Origin of the sequence: [Phormidium] sp. LEGE 05292, assembly GCF_015207735.1 — a bacterium.
GTDB lineage: Bacteria > Cyanobacteriota > Cyanobacteriia > Cyanobacteriales > Aerosakkonemataceae > Floridanema.
The window spans coordinates 1-17783 of sequence record NZ_JADEWG010000131.1; the positions used below are offsets into that span (position 1 = coordinate 1).

At 38.1% G+C, this 17783-nt stretch carries 14 protein-coding genes; 5 read left to right on the forward strand and 9 right to left on the reverse strand.

All coding sequences use genetic code 11. The features are described 5' to 3' along the window. Nucleotides 1-87 precede the first annotated feature (87 nt). From IQ264_RS25350 to IQ264_RS25375, 6 genes are all read right to left on the reverse strand, one after another. Nucleotides 88-2874 carry an eIF2A-related protein gene (locus tag IQ264_RS25350; RefSeq protein WP_193984135.1) on the reverse strand — a complete coding sequence of 929 codons (2787 nt, stop codon included), beginning with the start codon at nucleotides 2872-2874 and terminating at the stop codon, nucleotides 88-90. A gap of 83 nt (nucleotides 2875-2957) precedes the next feature. Further along, nucleotides 2958-3224 (reverse strand): hypothetical protein, encoded by a 267-nt coding sequence (locus IQ264_RS25355; RefSeq protein ID WP_193984137.1) that lies wholly within the window; start codon nucleotides 3222-3224, stop codon nucleotides 2958-2960. Between the two features lie 78 nt (nucleotides 3225-3302). Beyond that, complete coding sequence (locus IQ264_RS25360) at nucleotides 3303-4211, reverse strand: peptidoglycan-binding domain-containing protein (protein WP_193984139.1); 909 nt, start codon at nucleotides 4209-4211, stop codon at nucleotides 3303-3305. Nucleotides 4212-4534: 323 nt separating this feature from the next. Further along, a complete protein-coding gene (locus tag IQ264_RS25365) occupies nucleotides 4535-5284 on the reverse strand; it encodes a hypothetical protein (RefSeq protein ID WP_193984141.1) in 750 nt (249 codons plus the stop codon). A 55-nt stretch (nucleotides 5285-5339) separates the two neighbouring features. Next, nucleotides 5340-8183, reverse strand: a complete 2844-nt coding sequence (locus IQ264_RS25370; protein WP_193984143.1) for a tetratricopeptide repeat protein — start codon at nucleotides 8181-8183, stop codon at nucleotides 5340-5342. Nucleotides 8184-8278: 95 nt separating this feature from the next. Continuing rightward, the gene (locus IQ264_RS25375) at nucleotides 8279-9883 is read right to left on the reverse strand and encodes an NB-ARC domain-containing protein (RefSeq protein WP_193984145.1); all 1605 of its coding nucleotides are present in this window, start codon (nucleotides 9881-9883) and stop codon (nucleotides 8279-8281) included. Nucleotides 9884-10137: 254 nt separating this feature from the next. On the opposite strand from IQ264_RS25375, the gene nblR reads away from it, so the two are divergent. The 5 genes from nblR to IQ264_RS25400 all read left to right on the forward strand — a co-directional run bounded on the left by nblR (nucleotide 10138) and on the right by IQ264_RS25400 (nucleotide 14701). Continuing rightward, nucleotides 10138-10833, forward strand: coding sequence for a response regulator transcription factor NblR (gene nblR / locus IQ264_RS25380; RefSeq protein ID WP_193984147.1), 696 nt, complete (start codon nucleotides 10138-10140; stop codon nucleotides 10831-10833). A gap of 25 nt (nucleotides 10834-10858) precedes the next feature. Further along, complete coding sequence (locus IQ264_RS25385; RefSeq protein ID WP_322744803.1) at nucleotides 10859-11551, forward strand: DUF192 domain-containing protein; 693 nt, start codon at nucleotides 10859-10861, stop codon at nucleotides 11549-11551. Nucleotides 11552-12415: 864 nt separating this feature from the next. Continuing rightward, nucleotides 12416-12607 (forward strand): DUF2949 domain-containing protein, encoded by a 192-nt coding sequence (locus IQ264_RS25390; protein WP_193984150.1) that lies wholly within the window; start codon nucleotides 12416-12418, stop codon nucleotides 12605-12607. Between the two features lie 954 nt (nucleotides 12608-13561). Continuing rightward, the gene (locus IQ264_RS25395; RefSeq protein WP_193984152.1) at nucleotides 13562-13903 is read left to right on the forward strand and encodes a hypothetical protein; all 342 of its coding nucleotides are present in this window, start codon (nucleotides 13562-13564) and stop codon (nucleotides 13901-13903) included. 462 nt (nucleotides 13904-14365) lie between these two features. Beyond that, complete coding sequence (locus IQ264_RS25400; protein ID WP_193984154.1) at nucleotides 14366-14701, forward strand: hypothetical protein; 336 nt, start codon at nucleotides 14366-14368, stop codon at nucleotides 14699-14701. A gap of 378 nt (nucleotides 14702-15079) precedes the next feature. On the opposite strand, the gene IQ264_RS25405 is transcribed toward IQ264_RS25400, so the two are convergent. The 3 genes from IQ264_RS25405 to trpC all read right to left on the reverse strand — a co-directional run bounded on the left by IQ264_RS25405 (nucleotide 15080) and on the right by trpC (nucleotide 17735). Beyond that, entirely contained in the window at nucleotides 15080-16231 is a 1152-nt protein-coding gene (locus IQ264_RS25405) for a pyridoxal-phosphate-dependent aminotransferase family protein (RefSeq protein WP_193984156.1), read from the reverse strand. Between the two features lie 285 nt (nucleotides 16232-16516). Beyond that, nucleotides 16517-16798, reverse strand: a complete 282-nt coding sequence (locus IQ264_RS25410) for a DUF5340 domain-containing protein (protein WP_193984158.1) — start codon at nucleotides 16796-16798, stop codon at nucleotides 16517-16519. A gap of 40 nt (nucleotides 16799-16838) precedes the next feature. Then, nucleotides 16839-17735: an indole-3-glycerol phosphate synthase TrpC gene (gene trpC / locus IQ264_RS25415; RefSeq protein WP_193984160.1), complete on the reverse strand. Its 897-nt coding sequence runs from the start codon at nucleotides 17733-17735 to the stop codon at nucleotides 16839-16841. Between the last annotated feature and the right edge of the window lie 48 nt (nucleotides 17736-17783).

Sequence of the window (17783 nt, forward strand, 5' to 3'; positions counted from 1 at the left end):
GGAGATGGGGAGATGGGGGAAATAATTTAACTAACTATCTCTTAAACTCTCCCTACCTCCCCACCTTCTGCCTTCTTGTACTAGCTTTTAACTTTGAACGCTTTCACACAGTTGGCGATCGCTTTTTTCCAAATTTGGATTATTCTTCAAATAGTCTTCAATCCAGCGACAACCTTTGACTAGTAGTTTATCCAAAGTTCCTACTTGCTGTAAATTCCATAAGATTATATTGTTGTCCAAACCTCCAGAAGCTAACATTTTTCCATCAGGACTAAAACTTAAGCTAATTACCCCATCTTTATGACCTTTGAGAGTAACTAATTCTGTGCCATCAAGTTGCCAGAGTTTTACGGTTCGGTCAATACTTGCAGAAGCAATAATCAAACTGTGATTCTTAGCAACAGGGAGAGTGGATTTTTGCTGAGGGCTAAAAATCGCGTCCCAAACTCGATCGCTATGCCCGATCATAGTCCTTAAAAGCTTCCCGTTAATCTGCCAAATCCTTACAGTTTTGTCATCACTACTTGAAACAATCAATTGACCATCTGGCGAAAAAGTCACGCTATTTACAACATCAGTATGCCCTGTAAATGTCGCTAAAAGTTTACCAGTAAGAGTCCAATGCTTAATTAATTTATCCGCGCTAGCGGTGACTAAACTCTTACCATCTGGGCTAAAAGCTACATCTAGAACAGCAGCTTTATGTGCAGTAATAGTCTGCAAAACAGAATGTTTATTACCTGAGACATCCCAGATTTTTACTGTTTTATCATTACTAGCAGAAGCAAGAATTTTTCCATCAGGAGACCAAGCTAAACTATTAACAACATCTTCATGTCCAACCAAAGTTTTGAGTTCTTTTCCTTCCCGATTCCACAGTTTCACTAAATTATCAGAACTGGTGGTAGCAATGATTTTACCATCTGGTGAAAAACTCACTCTCCGCACAAACCCAGTATGTCCTTTGAAAGTGCTAATTAATTTCCCATCAGATTGCCACATTTTAACCGTTTTATCCCAACTAGCAGAAGCAATAGTGTGTCCATCTGGACTAAAACTAATCGCACTCACCGCATCTTCATGCCCAGAAAGAACTTTTGGTAGAGTTTTATCTAAATGCCAAATTTTTACTGAACTGTCAAAACTGCCTGTAACTAACATTTTACTATCGGGAGACCAAGCTACACCATACACCTCACTTTTATGCCCCTTAAGAGTTCTGACTAATGTGCCATCAATTTTCCAAATTTTGGCAGTGTTATCAAAACTTCCTGTAGCTATAGTTTTACCATTGGGAGCAAAACTAATAGCGTAAACCTGTTCTGTATGACCAAAAAGAGTGTGTAGTAAAATAGGTTTTTTCCCAGCTACATTCCAGAGTTTAACTGTTTTATCAGCACTAGCACTGGCTAAAATTTTGCCATCGGGTGAGAAGCTAACTGCGTTTACTTCTTTAGTATGTCCAGCTAAAGTGAAGATGGGTTTGAGTACTTTGGGATTAGATAAATCCCAAACTCTTACTAATTTGTCATTGCCAGCAGTAGCTAAACTTTTACCATCAGCAGTCCAAGTTAGCCACCAAACTTCGCTATTTTGTCCTTGCAATGTTCGCAATAATTTTCCTTCACTGTTCCAAAGTTTTACTGTTTTATCTTGTCCACCAGTAGCGATGATATTGTTGCGAGAAAAAACTACAGCATATACTGGTGCTTTATGCCCTTTTAAAGTCGTGATGAGTTGGCCTTTTCTATTCCAAATTTTCACTGTGTTATCATCACTGGCTGTGGCAATTAACTTCCCATCAAGAGACCAATCTACTGCCCAAATTGTGCCTTTGTGTCCTTGTAAAGTAGCAACTAAAGTACCATTACGGTGCCAAATTTTTGTCGTTCTGTCTTCACTAGCTGTGGCTATTAATTCACCATCAGGCGACCAAGCGACAGCTTGAACGCTATCAATATGTCCTTCTAGTTGATTAGATTCCATTACCCAAAAGATTGCTTGTTGAAGTTCGGTGATAATCAAATTCTGCACTTGTGTATCTTTGATTGCCCAAGTACTTTCTTTGAGCTTCATACCTGCTCTAATAGCTTCAACTAAAGCATCAAATCTTTGCTCGGAGACAAAGAGTGCTTCGGAGGTTTTACTCAGGGCAAATAAGTTTTCTTTTTCTGCTTGTAACCGCAATTCTTCGGCTCTTTGATATAAGCCAAAAGATAGCACTGTTAGTATTGTGGTGATGCTCATACCAAAGCTGATAGCAGTGACGGTTCTTTTGTGGCGTTTGCTTTCAGCTTCATTGCTTTTGATAATATATTGCTTGTGCAGAGATGTTGGTGATGGTTGTTGCTCTTGACTCTGTGTTAACCATTTTAGTGCAGCTTTTAAATCTGTTCCGCGCAATAAGAAACAAGGGTCATATTTTTTGCTATGCCATTCGATCGCACGCTTCAACAAGCGAGTATGAGTTCGGACATGATCTAAATCAGTATCGATCGCATCTAGCAATGTGTGAAAGTTACTGTAAAAATCATCTTCATTGCGAATAAAAATCCAATTCAGTGCAGCTAAAGTAGGGTGTACATCTTGGGGGTTAACCTCTCGATACACAACGGGTATTAGCCTTTTGTGATTTTTAATTGCATATTCTAACTCTTCTCCACAGTACTGAGACTTGATAGAATCTGGACTTAAGATAAACAGAAAATTATCCGTTCCTTCAATTCCCGTGAAAATTTCCTGTTTCCAATCTGCTGTTAGGGGAATATCTTCCCAGTCTACCCAAACATCCCGCCCTAGTTTAATGAATGTTTGATGTAGAGACTTAACAAAGTCTCTATCTCTCCGAGAGTAGGAGATAAAAATATCAGTCATGCACCCTCCAAAAGTGAACAACAGTAGATAAATTTGTTGTTCTGAGTAATTAAATCAATCCTATGAATCGGCAGTTTTGATATTTAAACCATGATTTCTTTTTCTTCCTTTTTGTCTTTTTCTTCCTTCTTTTCTTTTTCTTCACTCTTGTATTTCTTTTCAAGAATTCCCGAACTATAGACGAATAGATCTTTTCTGATGATGTATTCTACATGAGTGGTAAAAGCAGTGTAAGCAATAGTGTGAATTGGGAAATTACGATCGGTGTCTTTCATTGTGCCTCCGGTTTTTTCCTTGCTAATTAATCGTTCGCGATCGAGAAATAGGAAGATAAAATTATGGAAAGACAAGCGGAAAAGGAGACAAGGGTAAATTAAACTATTACCCTTACCTTTCTCCTTTCTTACCTGGGAGCTTTCTGGTTTTCTTTACGCAACCGGGAAATTTTTGACTAAATCATCACCAGGGATTATTGTTGAAATGAAAACATATTGCTTAGTAGTTAAAAACCGTTGGTCTCGCTTAACTAAAGCCATAAATTCGCGATGTCCTTTGGTACTACGACCTACTAAACAACCAGCACTAGCACCAACAATGTCATTTTTGGGAAAATCGTAACCCCAGTGTTGGTTGATGCCAAATAAACCAGTTTCGATACGATCGCCAATCCTGATAAAATCCTTATTTAAATCTCGGTAAACAGTGACAGGTGCAACTTGTACTAATGCTTCATGAGGATTACTAGTGCCGTGCATTCCTACAGACCAAGCTTTATATTGACCGAAGTGAATTCTCGCAACACCATTAGGATTCATCGGGCGATAAGTGTATTTAGCGCCTGGTTCGGTGGTAGCTTCCCAAATACCTGCTAGTTTCGGCACACCATTTTCAAAAGTTATTACACTTCTGATATCATTAAAGTAATTAGGATTGTCATTATTGAGTGTTCCGTTGGGATTAATTCCCTCAACATAAACAATGTTGTAGTATTGCGAATCTGTGAATAGTTTGTACTGCTTTGCCAGCATATATTTAACAATTCGACTGGCTAAATCATTGCCTAATTTTAAAACTGGTTGCGGTAGGTATTCCGGTTTGACTTGAATCAAATGTCTGGCAGTAACCGAACCTATATAATCCGGTTCATTAGTCTTAGTTAATTGCTGAAACTTCTTTAAAGCTAGTATGGAAATTGGCCCGAACGATCCGTCTGCTGAACCTTCCAATATTCCTAAGTCAATGAGGCGAGTTTGAATTTGTTTAGCTAATTCTTGATCTTCATTAATGGCGCTGAATTTCCAATTGATGTTGTTTTGCAACAAGTATTGTAATTTCATTTTCTTTTCGTCTTGTAGATGCAATTGAACAATTTCAATCTACGGGATTTATTCAGCTTTGACAGTAACTAGGAGGTAACAACTTTAACAGTCATTAAAAGTAATTATGAGACGAATTCAACAGTAATTGATAGTTCAATAAGTTTAAGTACATCTACGAATAAGGAAATAATAGTAATTTACTTGCAGATTATAAGCCGCAATAAAATTGCGGAATTTACGCAATTTAGTAATAAAAAGTCATTGATTTTTAATTAGCTAAAATATTACGAAACACCCTGATTAATCTAGAAAAACAATTCGGAAATCTAAATTGGTGTGACTTATTGTGACTCTTTAAAGGAAAGCTTTTGAGCGATCGCTTGTTCAATAGAGTGAAAGTCATTTTCTAGTTCAACAGCGGTTAATTTGTCGAATTGAGCGACTTGCTTTACTTGCTCGTCGGTAGCTTCTCCTTGTAAAGCTGCTACTATGCGATCGGCTGTTCTTCCACTACCAGCAACTACGATTAATGGTCGATTAACTCTGATACTATGACTAGCATCTATTAAAGTTATGGCTCCGCCATTAATCAAAACTGTTACCGAAGGTGCGTCATTAGCTAAAATAGTTGCCACATCAGCAATCCAAGGCGATTCATCACCCCATTTATTACCCGGAACGAACACAAAATGTGTATGATTTGGTTCTAATGGTGCAGCATCAGCAAATGTGTTTTCGATCTCTGGAAGTATGACAGTTCCAATTGCAGCTACACCAATTAAAGGAAATGTTCCACCTAACTTTAAACGCGCTTTTCCGATTAATTGCATTACGCCAGCATCAGTACCACCATCGACTACATAAGCTTGAAGTTTTTCTGCTAAAGGAGCTATTTTTTCTTCAAACAGTCTTTCCAAATAGGTAAGATATGGTGGAGTTAATCCACTGGCACCGCCGACGATGACTAGAGTGGGGCGAGTTCCTTGTAATCCGATTTTTTGTAAGGCATCTGGTAACTCGTTTGCCCGATCGACTTGAATGGCAAGAGCACTGGGGATAGGGCTAATATTAGACACGCTAGGATGATACATTTTGCTAACTGATAAATTGTCGAGATGAAGTACGTTGGTTTTCCTAGCCGAGCTATTAGCTGTAAGCAATTAGTAAGTTTTGAAATTGCTGGTTAGCCCGGATATCGTCAAAATCTGGATCAATTTTTGCCTTTGGCAAGTATTCTACAGCATTAAGCTGAACTGTTTGTTCTAAATTTAACAGGGCTAAGTTTGTATTACCCAGTAAAGCGTAACAGCAGGCTTTGTTATACCAAGCGATCGCGTAATCTGGTTTGAGTTCGATGGCTACATCATAATTAGCGATCGCCTCCTGAAAACGTCCGAGTTGGCGTAAAACTTGACCTCGATTATGCCAAGCTTGGTATTTATCTGGCTGTAACTCCAATGCTTTGTCGTAACTAGCGATCGCTTCTGAGAAACTCCCTAATTGGCGCAGTGCTAAGCCTCGATTGTACCAAGTGCTAGAATCTTCTGGTTCCAATTCTAAAGCTTTGTCGTAACTAGCAATCGCCTCTGCAAATCTTCCCAATTCATCCAAAACATAACCGCGATTGTACCAAGATGCGGCATCTTCTAGATTTAATTCTAGAGCTTTTTCATAGCTGGATAATGCCATTTCCAACTGTCCTAATTTTCGTAATGCTATCCCCCGGTTATACCATGCTTCGTAATCATTGGGTTGCAATTCTAAAGCTTTGTCGTAGCTAGCAACTGCCATATTCCAATCCCCTATTTCATCTAGAGAAATCCCTTTATTGTACCAGATTACTGGATCGTTTGGCTGAATTTCTAAAGCTTGATTGTAACTAGAAATCGCTTCTTCTAAGCGCCCTAACTTTCGCAATGCTATGCCACAATTATTCCACGCTTCATGTTTTTCTGGTTGCAGTTCTAAGGCTTGGCGATAATTAGCGATCGCTTCTGCATAATACTTTAATTTTCGCAGCGCAATTCCTTTTTCATAGTAAATATCAGCATCATTATTCTGTAATTCTAAGGCTTTATTAAAACTCAAAATTGCTTCTGGAAAAATTCCTTTTTTCCGCATTGCCACACCCCGTTTATACCAAGCCTTACTACTATTAGGAGTATATTTTAGTACTCGATCGTAACTAGCAATGGCTATTTCATAATAACCTAATTCATCTGCTAGGTTACTTAATTTGAACAATAAATCTTTACTAAATTCAGGTTCTAATGAGTCTGTAATTTTTTCGGCTTGAACAAATAGCAGTTGTAACCAATCTTTTCTTTCTTGGGGAATACAACGTTTAATTTTATAAAAAATAGCGGCAAATTTTGCCAATCCATCCAATACAGGTATTTGCTGAAAGCAAAGTTTTAATGCTACTTCTATTTCTGCAATTTGAATCCCCTTTTCTTGTAAGTAAGCAAAATCTATCACGTCAGATTCCAGTAACATCCAACCATATTTTAATACTGGTTGAATTGCTGCTATAAACTTTTTAACTCCATAGCTTAATAAGGGATGTTCTGTTAATTTCGTTTCCCAAGCGATCGCGTTTAAAGCTTCCTGCACAACGCAAGTTTTTCCGAAAAACTGTGATTCAAATATTATGCTAATTAAATTAATTTGATACTCTGGGGAACGGGAAAATAAATTATAGTATAGATATTCAGTGGTATAAACGCACCATTGAGAATTTTCATATTGACTAGCCATAGGCATTTCTGGCAATATTTCGGCATCTGCTAGTTTCCTAAAATAGCTAGCTAAAATAGTATTAACTCGATAAAATTCATCGGGGTCTTCTTGCCATAATAATAAACGTAATTCATTTCTAAAAATTTCATTTAAATAGTAACGCCCTTGCTTTAATTCTACAAAATGGCACTGTTTTAGCCAGTTAAAGTATCTAAATTCTTCCTCTGGTAGTGATAACAAATTTAACTGCGATTTTTCTGAAAAATCGCGTAAAATTGAACGATTAAACCAGCGACAACAAGCTAGTAAATAGAGTAATTGCTTGTGGTGCATCGGTAGATTCACTAATAATAGCTCAATGATTGTTTGGTAAGGGTAAGCAAAATCAATTTCTCCATTTTCTTTGCGCTGTCTCACAAGGCAGTTAAGATAATATGGTAAGCCTTTACTTAATTTATAGATTTGTCTAATCTCCGTAGGTAAACTCACATTAATTTCTTGCAGATATGTTCTTACCTCTTCTTTATTCAACTCCTCTAAATGATGTGCATAAACTAAAGGAGATTTTTGCTTGTCGATATCTAAGGAGTTTGTACCAGCTAAAATGAAAAAAATTTTATGCGATCGCAACTCAGCATTACTCACCAAATAATTCCAAAACCATACATTAGTTTCTTCAGTAACTTTTTCGTAATTATCGAATACAATTACTATTGGTAATTTTCCTATTTGAACTAAAGTTTCAGTAAATGCTTGGGTAAGTTTTTCTAAAGGCTGGATTAGCAGTTCTTGAAGTTCTGATTTTTGTTTTGTCACCGGATGTTGTTGCAGGATTTTTTGCCAATAATCTCTACTTACACTTGATCCTAAGCCAAGAGAAAAATTTAATAAATCTTTTGAATTTAGTTGAGACAAATTTAATTCTTGAAGCGTTTGTTGATATCTAGTATAGAGAATAGCAAAATAATTAACTGCGGAAATATTAATATTTGATAATTGTTTAAATAATTCATGAATAATGTTATCCATTATTCTTAAAGGTGTGGCAACATCTTGATCATTTCCCAAAGAAAGCATGACAAAATTAGCTTGATTTTCATATTTAATTTCTAAATATTCCAATAGAGTAGTTTTACCAACTCCGTGATTACCCCAAATATAAAAAACTACTGGATGCAAATCAGATTGATGTAAAGCTTTGGCAAATTCAGCCATTAAACTCTGCACTTGCTCACGCAGAATGTAACGCAAAATTTAGCTCCTTTAAGGATTATCTTACTAAAATGAATCTTAGAAAGAATCAGGTTTATAATTAATATTGCCAACTTTTTTCGGAATCTGCCAACCTAGATGTTAATCACAGTATTTTTAGTTTGAAGTAATCGCTTAAGTATACTTTCTGGGGAAATACTAGCTTCTCGATCGACTGTTGTAGGTAACAAGCGATTTTTAATATACTCTTTAACAACTGGCTGTTGAGTAAAATAACCGAAATTGGTTTCAATTAAACAGCGACGTTTCAGAGATTCCAGTGCTTCTAGTAACAAAGACGTTGAATAATTACCTTGGAGGTTTTGCTGTAATTCTTGCAGTGAAACTGTTTCCCGTTCTGTGGCAAGCCAATACATAATTTCTTTTTCCAATAGCGACAATCGTTCAAATTGTTGATTTAACAAATCCCGAATACTGCCAAATACAGCTGTGTTTTGGCATAAAAATTCAGCCACATTTCCATCAAATAAATCTTGAATAGTAGTGAAAGCAATCTTTAAAGCTAAGGGATTACCTTGATAAATTTGAATCACTTCTTGCCAAAGGTTTTCCAATTCTAGAGTATTATCTGGATGTTTGAATAATTCTTGAGCATTAGCGTATGGTAAACCCTTGAGCTGGAGCGATCGCACTTTTTTCCCAACTAAAAAAGCCAACTCCTTTGGTTGTTCCCGACTCGTTAACAGCAAACAACTTTGATGACACTCTTCACCCAAACGTTTAAACAAATTACCATAACTTTCATAACCTTTGCGATAATAACCAGCAGTGGATTGTTGCCCATCATCCCCACTAGATAATATAGCTTCTGCACCATCCAAAACCACCAAACAACGGTGTTTTTCCCAAAATTTTATTAAAACTTGAATCTGCTCATCTACAGTCGCGATCTGAACTGATTGCGGCAATAAAAATTGCAACAAATGAGATAAAATTTCTGTAAGTGGAGGAGCATGACTAAGCGATCGCCAAATCAAATATTCAAAATTAGGCGCAATTTTTTCTGCCAACTTCAAAGATAAAGCAGTTTTACCAATTCCCCCCATCCCCAACAATCCCACCAAGCGGCACTTTTCCTCCACAATCCATCTTTGTAAAATAGCCAACTCTCCCACCCTGCCATAAAAATCCGTAACATCGATCGCCTTCTCCCAATCTTGGCGTACATTATAGAAAGATGAAGAGTAAAGCGAAAATGGGTAACTCGTAGGCAAACTCTGCTCTTGCCAAACTTTACCAGAAACCATAATTTCTCGCTCTCCTGCTCTCCCCCTCTCCCAAGCTTTTTCCGCAGTCACTAGTTCGTACTTCTGAGAACTTGCAGGATAATTTACTTCCGGCTGATTTGTCACTTCCTCAATTAGCTCTGAAGACGGACTTACCGCAGTTTCCACAACACCACCTACACCTTGATTGGGAAAAACCACAAAAGATTTATGTCGTCTTAATACCGAGCGAAAGTTACTTTTTGTGACCTTTTCCCCCAACTTATCCGACAGAGATTGCCACAAGTGATAGCCAATATTCTTAATATATTCAGCATCATAAGCAGAACTAGCTGCCATTTCCGGGTAAGTTTTTCCTTCCCAAGACTGGCGTAAGACTAGCTCTTGAACATGGTTTAAGTAACCAGGTTTTAGAATCGAATCAACAACCACCAAAGCTTCTTCAATTGTCATTTGCAGAAAGCACCCAAAATGTAGAAACCACCCAAAGTTCCAGTGTCGCACGGTTCTCAACACTCTAATACCAAATATATAACTGGTTCCGACTTTATCGGTAAAAGGGGAAAGTATTGAATTTTCTCCTCTGCTCCTCTGCTCCTCTGCTCCTCTGCTCCTCTGCCCCTCTGTCCCCCTATTTTCGCAAACGTGCTAAAACAGATTAGTGTTACAGTCAGCTCAAGTATTATTGCTTATACAACAGGGGGGTTATGAATACAATTACCATCAACAACAGCCCTTGCGTCCTAGTCATAGAAACTGATGAAACCTTAGCGCAAAGTGTCAGCCTTGACTTGAAAGAATCAGGCTATGAACCAGTTGTAGCTTACGATGCGAATATGGGAATGCGGCAAGCCATAGAACGCCAACCAGCTTTAATTGTAGTAGACCGGATGTTAGCTGGGGATTCTGGGCTAGGTGTGTGTAAAAATCTGCGCCGTGCGGGGAGTAGAGCACCAGTCCTACTGATGATGGCGCGTGACAGTGTGGACGATCGAGTTGCTTGTTTAGAAGCAGGCGCGGATGATTACTTTCTTAAACCCTATCGATCGGAAACATTCTTAAAATTAGTCCGTCTCTACCTCCAGCCGGATAACTATAGCTCAGAACAGTTACGATTCTGTGACTTAGTTTTAGATTTGGGTACGCGCCGAGCCCTGCGTAATGGCAGAGTCATTGATTTAACAATGAAGGAATATGACTTATTGAAGTATCTCATGGAACATCCCCGCGAAGTTTTGACCAGAGAGCAAATTCTAGAAAATGTCTGGGGTGACAATTTTATGGGAGAATCCAACGTCATAGAGGTGTATATTCGTTATTTGCGTCTGAAAATTGAACAAGAAAATGAAAGACGTTTAATTCAAACCGTCAGAGGCGTAGGTTACGTACTGCGGGAAACTTAAAACAGACAGTAGGAGAACTGACACAGTGATTGGAGAAGGCAGAAGGCAGAAGGCTTCCGTGAGCGTCAGCCGAACGGCAGAAGGCAGAAGGGAAGAAGGTTTTTCTTTTACCCGTTTTCGACTGCTCAATCATTTTTACTCCGCTGCACTAGGTTTAGGAATGGGAATTTGGTTGATCGGTTGTGCGGCAACTTCGCCAGTGAATTCGCAAAATATAACTTTAATTCCCCAGCAAGAAACCACTAAATTACCTAATAATCAGGAATTAGCCGAAAATTCGGGTCAAATGCTGCCGATTTCGGCTAAAGCTAAGTTTGCTAGTGGTGAAGTTGTGCAGCTGGAAGTAACTCGCACTCCCGAAGAGCAGTCTTTGGGGTTGATGTACCGGAGAAATTTGCCAGACGATCGCGGAATGTTGTTTTCTTTTTCTCCAGCTCAAAGAGTCAGCTTTTGGATGAAAAATACGCTAATTCCTTTGGATATGATTTTTTTAAGGGATGGAGTAGTCAGAGCGATCGCTGCCAACGTCCCCCCCTGTAAGCAAGATCCCTGTCCTACATACGGCCCTAATGGAACAATAGACCAAGTAATTGAACTACGTAGTGGTAGAGCCGCAGAATTAGGGATCAAAGTTGGACAACAGGTAAAAATTGAGTTTTTATCACCTCAATCCCGTAACCATACAAAATCTTTACTAGAACTTGTTCAAATCTTATAATTTTTGAACCTAAATGTTAATATTGGTGTCTATATTGATAAATAACTCCAAGAATTTGCTACGCTGTCCTGACAGTGCGAATTCTGAAGAGCTTGCCCTTACAGTAGGCAAAACTACGGTCAGTGCAGGATTGAGTCAGTAAAAAAGTAAGTTACTATTAGTACAGTATGCTTGCTTAAAGTACTGGCTACTGTTAAATTCCATAAGTTCTAGATTCTGAATCCCTTTCTAGAGCCGACAGGAGAGTAAAAACTAAGAATTGCGCTTAAAAGCTTAGTAATATTTCTCTTGAGGCAGATGGGAATAAGGTGTGAGGCGAGAGTAGTTAAGAGTTAGAACTTCAAGGAACCGTGTTAAACACGGAGATAGCAGACTTTGGCGAGAATAACTTTTCATGAGATTGTAAAGTCTCAGAGGAGTTAAGCCAAAAAAGCAAAAATTATGAACTAAAGATGCTGGAAATTTCCCCACTTTACTTCTGTAGATATAGTGGGGAAGTAGTCAGAGATCTTCCTTGTTAGAGATGAGGTTAGTTAAAGGGCTGAGGTAAAACAAGATCACAATTAAAAAACAACTTTGTTGAGGTAAATAAGCTGATTAAAAAGCTGTTTTAAAAAGATGATTTTTAGCCAAAAAGCTGCTGAAAACAATTAAAATTAATCCTCAACTCATCATTTAAATTGCTCAGGTTTTTTGAGTATTGTTCATCGTGCCAAGCTCTGATTACATCTGAGTTTGAGTAAATCGACAAACAAGACTTTTGAACCTCGCGAGCAGTGACAAAAAGAATACTGTCTACCGGATTTATATGCCGGAGAGACAAATATCAGAAAATGGTGTCTAGTACAGGAGGTGAATGTAGGAGTGGCACCCACAAACTATTCGAGATTTATTAGATTTTTGCAAGAAGAGTTGTCAATTTCTGGCGCATCGCTTTCGATCGCTTTTAGACACAGCAAACAAGATCCAGGGCCTTTGCCAATGATTCTGTGGCAATATGGTTTGGTAACATTAGAACAGTTAGACCGCATATATGATTGGTTGGAACAAGCTTAATATCTATTTATCCCCAAGGAGCTGGTGATCATGTCAAACCGAGTATTTCCCAGCAAGATACGACTGAATCGAGGGGTGACACATAATTCCATACCAGATGAAGAATGGGTTAGCGATCGCTAACCCATTCTTTTATGCCATTCGCGATCGCCCCCAGGGCTACTTCATTGTCTCCAGAGAAATTTTAATAGATGGGGGAAACAGATGCTTGATGATTCTTCTTTTGTTTGCCATACCTTGGTATAAGCTTGCATCGCATCTAAATTGTATATTTTTGGTGTTAGGCAAAAACCGTCAATCCCTCTCCCCATCCCCCCATCTCCCCATCAGCCTAAATATTCAATTTAAATGCGTAGCAGTTTATCTCCATCTTGAGCCAATTATTTTCTCCTCCTTCCCATGAATTAGCCCTGCGATCGCCTCTACAAAGACAAAAATAAACCGATCGGTATTGAGACAGCTGTAAACTATATCCGACGCTTTCTGTCTACCCTCCTAAGACAGGTACGAATACTGTAGAACTTATATTTAACAATACTGAAAAAGAAAAACTTTACCGGACTAATTTCATCCGGTAAATATAAAAAGAATTTTACTTGTAGTGGTCTAAGTGAAATCTCTGAAAAAGTTTTAATTACTCCTGGCAAAATTTAATAATTATCAGTAAGTTTACTGATAATTATTAGATAAAAAAGCAAATTTTTCATTAAATTTAGCTGAATTTAGTTATTTATAAAATGTTGTATTCTTAGGAGTCATATCTGAGTTGTGAACTCCTCTTTTTATGATGTGTATATCATCTGCACCTAAAGCAGTTTATAAAAAGAATCCAGCATTTAAAAATCATTTAGAATTACTAGATATAAATAATAATTAGTATTATTGACAACGCTTGAAAACTTAGAGAAATTAGTTAAAATCCAGAAAGGAAGCATCTACATCATTAAACGTATTATGAAACTAAACATCTACAAGCTTTGGTTAGCAAGTAGTTTCTCTTTATGCTGCTTGTTAGCACCTATAACACTTAGCGCACAAGAAATTTCCCCTCAGAAGCTTACTAACAAATTTGTCAGCCAAAATCAATTAATTGTGGCAAAATTAGTTATTCAGGGCATAAAAACCAGTAATATTGTCCTCTCAAACAGTCCTACTTCTCAGGAGAAAATTACTAATAACGTAAGCCGCAATGCTGCAATTACAGTCAGTAAAAATGTGAAATTAAGATTTCTAGAAAGTCAACATAGAATCGGATTAGGAGTAAAAAGCGGTAAAAAACCGCCCAGAAAAGGATAATTATCACAGCTAATTAAGAAGCAATTTGAGTTGAGAGGGCTGGTATCCCTTACAAGGTTATTTAAGAGTTTGTAGGGTGCGTCAGACACAACAATTTTAGGCAAGAAATACTAATTTTAAGGTTCTGACCCATCCTACGGAATATAACTATTACTCCTCAGCGCAAAACTTACCAGTAACTACTGAGTGGACAGAATTATTGCGATCGGCTAGCCTCAGTAAAATCTCGGAACAAGTACTAATTACCCCTTAAACTTTTTATTACATATCAACTTTCATCAGTAAAATTGCTGATAACCGCTTCCAAAACAAACAAATTTCATATTAAATTTTGCTAAATTTGTTGTCTGAATTAAGTAAAAATATATGACTAAGAAAAAATAATTAGTATTACTGAAATTTATTGAAAAATTATGAAAATTATTTACAATTTAAATAAGCATCTACATCACTAAACGCATCATGAAATTGAACATTTACAGATTTGGGTTAGCCAGTAGTTTCTCTTTATGCTGTTTATTAGCACCTAAAACAGTTGCAGCAAAAGAGTTTTTTCTCTCACAACAAAATTTTGATTATGAATATCAACAAATGACAGTAAACTCAGTGATGGAGATCACAGAGACCCTTGAGATTAATTTCACAAACGATGCTACTTATATTGGTAAAACTATCAATAACCCAAAACACAAAGTAGCAATTACCAACAGTAAAAATGCCGAATTTCAATCTTCAGAAAGTCAAGTTAGAACTGGACTAGAAGCAAAAGGTGGCAAAAAACCACCCAGAAAAGGATAATTTCACAGCTAATTACAAAGCAAATAGAGTTGAGAGGGCTGGTAAACTCTACAAATTAGAGAAGATTCGATCGCAGTACTTTGGCGAGTTTGTGGACAGTTCATGAAGAGTCTACTGCTGCATTAATGACAGAATTTGATCGTTATACCAAATCCGGGTTAGTTATCCCCCTTATGATCTCCTCTTTCCTCCGCGCTCTCTGTGTCTCTGCGGTTTAATCATAAAGGGGGTTTTTAACCTGGATTTAGTATTAGTTTACATTGAGGAAAGGCAGAACGCAGCAAAGAGAAGAAAAGAAAGGTAAAAACATAAGACAGAAGGGACAAATTCCCTTCTGTCTTATGTTTTATACATTGGAGACTTCTGCCTTTTTCTTACCTAACTATTAAATACCTTTGCTGCTGCGGCGACACCTGCGCCGGGGGTGAAGGCATCGTAACCTAGTTCTAGCAAGGCGGATTCTAAAGATGCGATCGCAGTTAGTATATCCCGATCGCTCACAAAACCCAAATGTCCAATACGGAAGATTTTACCTTTTAAATGGTCTTGTCCTCCCGCCATTGCGATATCATAACGCTTCTTAAGAACTTTGCGAATTTGTTCCGAATCTACCTGTACTGGCGCTACTGCTGTAATCGCAGGAGAAGCAGCACTATCTGGCGCAAACAAAGGTAAACTCAAAGCTTTTACCGCTTCACGAGTGGCATTTTTCAAGCGTTGATGACGGGCAAAAATATTTTCCAAACCTTCTTTTTGCATCATCTGCAAAGTGGTTTGTAATGCCACAATTAAGTTAACAGGTGGCGTAAAGGGAAAACTATTTTTCGCCGCATCTTTACGATACTTTCCTAAGTCCAAATAATACTTAGGTAACTTCGCAGTTTTGTAAGCTTCCCAAGCTTTTGCACTCACACTTACAAAAGCTAAACCTGGAGGAATCATATAACCTTTTTGGGAACCTGAAGCTACCACATCAATTCCCCATTCATCAATGGGTAAATTAACTGCTCCCAAACTTGTCACCGCATCTACAATAATTAAAGCTTCACCGTGCGCTTTGACATGACGGTTAATAGTTTCCAAGTCGTTTAATACGCCTGTAGAAGTTTCGCTGTGAGTAACAATTACCGCTTTAATTTGCTTTTCTTTATCAGCTTCTAGCTTTTCGCGGAACTGTTCGGCATCTAAAGGTTTACCCCATTCTGCGGTGATAATGTCCGCATTCAATCCGTAAGCTTGACAAACTTCTCCCCAACGTTCGCCAAACTTGCCATTCGATCCTACCAAAACGCGATCGCCAGGACTTAAAAAATTAATAATCCCAGCTTCCATCGCCCCAGTACCGCTAGATGCCAGGACAAGCACATCATTTTGGGTTTGGTGAATCCATTTCAAATTTTGGAAAACTTCCCCCATAATAGGAGTAAACTCGCTGCTACGATGCCCAATCGGGTGTTTTGCCAAAGCGAGTAAAGCTTGTTCCGGTACAGGTGTTGGCCCCGGAATCATTAATATTAACTTATTGTCCATCGATCTCTCCTAGATACAGTCTGCTATGTTTTAATTGTGAGTTCTGAATTTAGCATTGCTCAGAAAGTTTGGAATTAAATAATTTTCTTAACTCAAACCTCTGTAAGAATTGATTTTTTGCCTTAATTCTTCTGCTGTGACTACAGATTTATCTGCTCTCACCCACCTCTGCAACTCAAAACTCTCGCCTTTTTCCTTAAGCCAGGAATGCCATAATCAAGCAATGGTGAGTTTTTAATTATACCTTGTCCATTTCAAATTTAGTCAAAGGTAACATCTCAAATCTCAAACTGGTGGGCTAACTTTCTCTGAAATATCATTGGAATCTGCGACTGAACGATCGACAACATGATTTAAAGACCAAAAATACTCAGTTGGTAGTTTCGCTTGGGAACAAATATCTTCTATTTGCTTTTGTTGGGCAATCGCTTTGCGTAAAGTAATAATCAACTGCCTCACCTTTTCTTTAACTTCTGTATTGCCAGATACAGCAACATTAGTTTTCCGTTCTAGCAATTGCAGTATTAATTCGTACTGGACAGGCGAGGGAAGAGGTATTGGCTCCATGTATGTAAACTTAGAATTAGGTTAACGAATAGCCAATCAATTAGTTAGGGTTAATATCACCAACTAAAGATTTAATTGCGAGTTCTGGATTTGGTTGTTTCACCAATGACTCACCGATGAGTACACCAGTAGCACCTGCTTTTGCTACTAACTGTAAGTCATCTGGAGTATGCAATCCTGACTCGCTCACTACTACGATACCTCGTTGTTCTAGTTCTTGACTTCGGGCAGCGAGAAGATCGCAAGTTAATTGTAAATCCACAGAAAAATCTTTCAAGTTGCGATTGTTAATCCCTATTAAATTGACCTTTTCTAAGGTTAACACTCGATCTAATTCTTCTAAGGTATGAACTTCAATCAAAGCGGTCATTTTTAGGGCTTGGGCGATTTTAACAAAATACTGCAAGTCCTGATTAGAAAGAATCGCCGCAATGAGCAAGATTGCATCTGCACCTTTAGAACGGGCTAAATAAATTTGGTAAGGATAAATAATAAATTCCTTACACAACAAAGGTAAGTCTACCGCTTGGCGAATATTGGCTAAATTTTCAAATCCGCCTTGAAAGAATTTAGTATCTGTGAGTACAGAAATGCAGGAAGCGCCGCCATTTTGGTAAGCTTGGGCAATTGCTACAGGATCGAAATCTTCTCGTAAAACTCCTTTACTAGGAGAAGCTTTTTTCACTTCGGCAATAATTGCAGGTTTTTTCGCTGCTGATTTTAAAGCTGCAACAAAGTCGCGAGGTGGGGGAACATTAGCTATTTGCTTCTGTAATTCTACCAAAGGTAAACGTTCCCGCATCTGGTCAACTTCGGTTTCTTTATACCAAACAATTTCTTCCAGAATGTTTCTCGGTGCAGCATCAGGAGTGACGATTTGATAGCGTAACTCTTGGACTGCAACTGAGGGATTTGGGGGACGACGACGAATTTCCATTTTTTAGGGACTGGGGACTGGGGACTAGGGAATGGAGAGGTGGGGAGG

Excerpts from the sequence above, each read along its gene's own strand:
- IQ264_RS25410 (WP_193984158.1), bottom strand. The coding sequence starts at position 16,798 with ATGGAGCCAATACCTCTTCCCTCGCCTGTCCAGTACGAATTAATACTG.
- IQ264_RS25360 (WP_193984139.1), bottom strand. The coding sequence starts at position 4,211 with ATGAAATTACAATACTTGTTGCAAAACAACATCAATTGGAAATTCAGC.
- IQ264_RS25365 (WP_193984141.1), bottom strand. The coding sequence starts at position 5,284 with ATGTATCATCCTAGCGTGTCTAATATTAGCCCTATCCCCAGTGCTCTT.
- trpC (WP_193984160.1), bottom strand. The coding sequence starts at position 17,735 with ATGGAAATTCGTCGTCGTCCCCCAAATCCCTCAGTTGCAGTCCAAGAG.
- nblR (WP_193984147.1), top strand. The coding sequence starts at position 10,138 with ATGAATACAATTACCATCAACAACAGCCCTTGCGTCCTAGTCATAGAA.
- IQ264_RS25405 (WP_193984156.1), bottom strand. The coding sequence starts at position 16,231 with ATGGACAATAAGTTAATATTAATGATTCCGGGGCCAACACCTGTACCG.
- IQ264_RS25375 (WP_193984145.1), bottom strand. The coding sequence starts at position 9,883 with ATGACAATTGAAGAAGCTTTGGTGGTTGTTGATTCGATTCTAAAACCT.
- IQ264_RS25400 (WP_193984154.1), top strand. The coding sequence starts at position 14,366 with ATGAAATTGAACATTTACAGATTTGGGTTAGCCAGTAGTTTCTCTTTA.
- IQ264_RS25350 (WP_193984135.1), bottom strand. The coding sequence starts at position 2,874 with ATGACTGATATTTTTATCTCCTACTCTCGGAGAGATAGAGACTTTGTT.
- IQ264_RS25395 (WP_193984152.1), top strand. The coding sequence starts at position 13,562 with ATGAAACTAAACATCTACAAGCTTTGGTTAGCAAGTAGTTTCTCTTTA.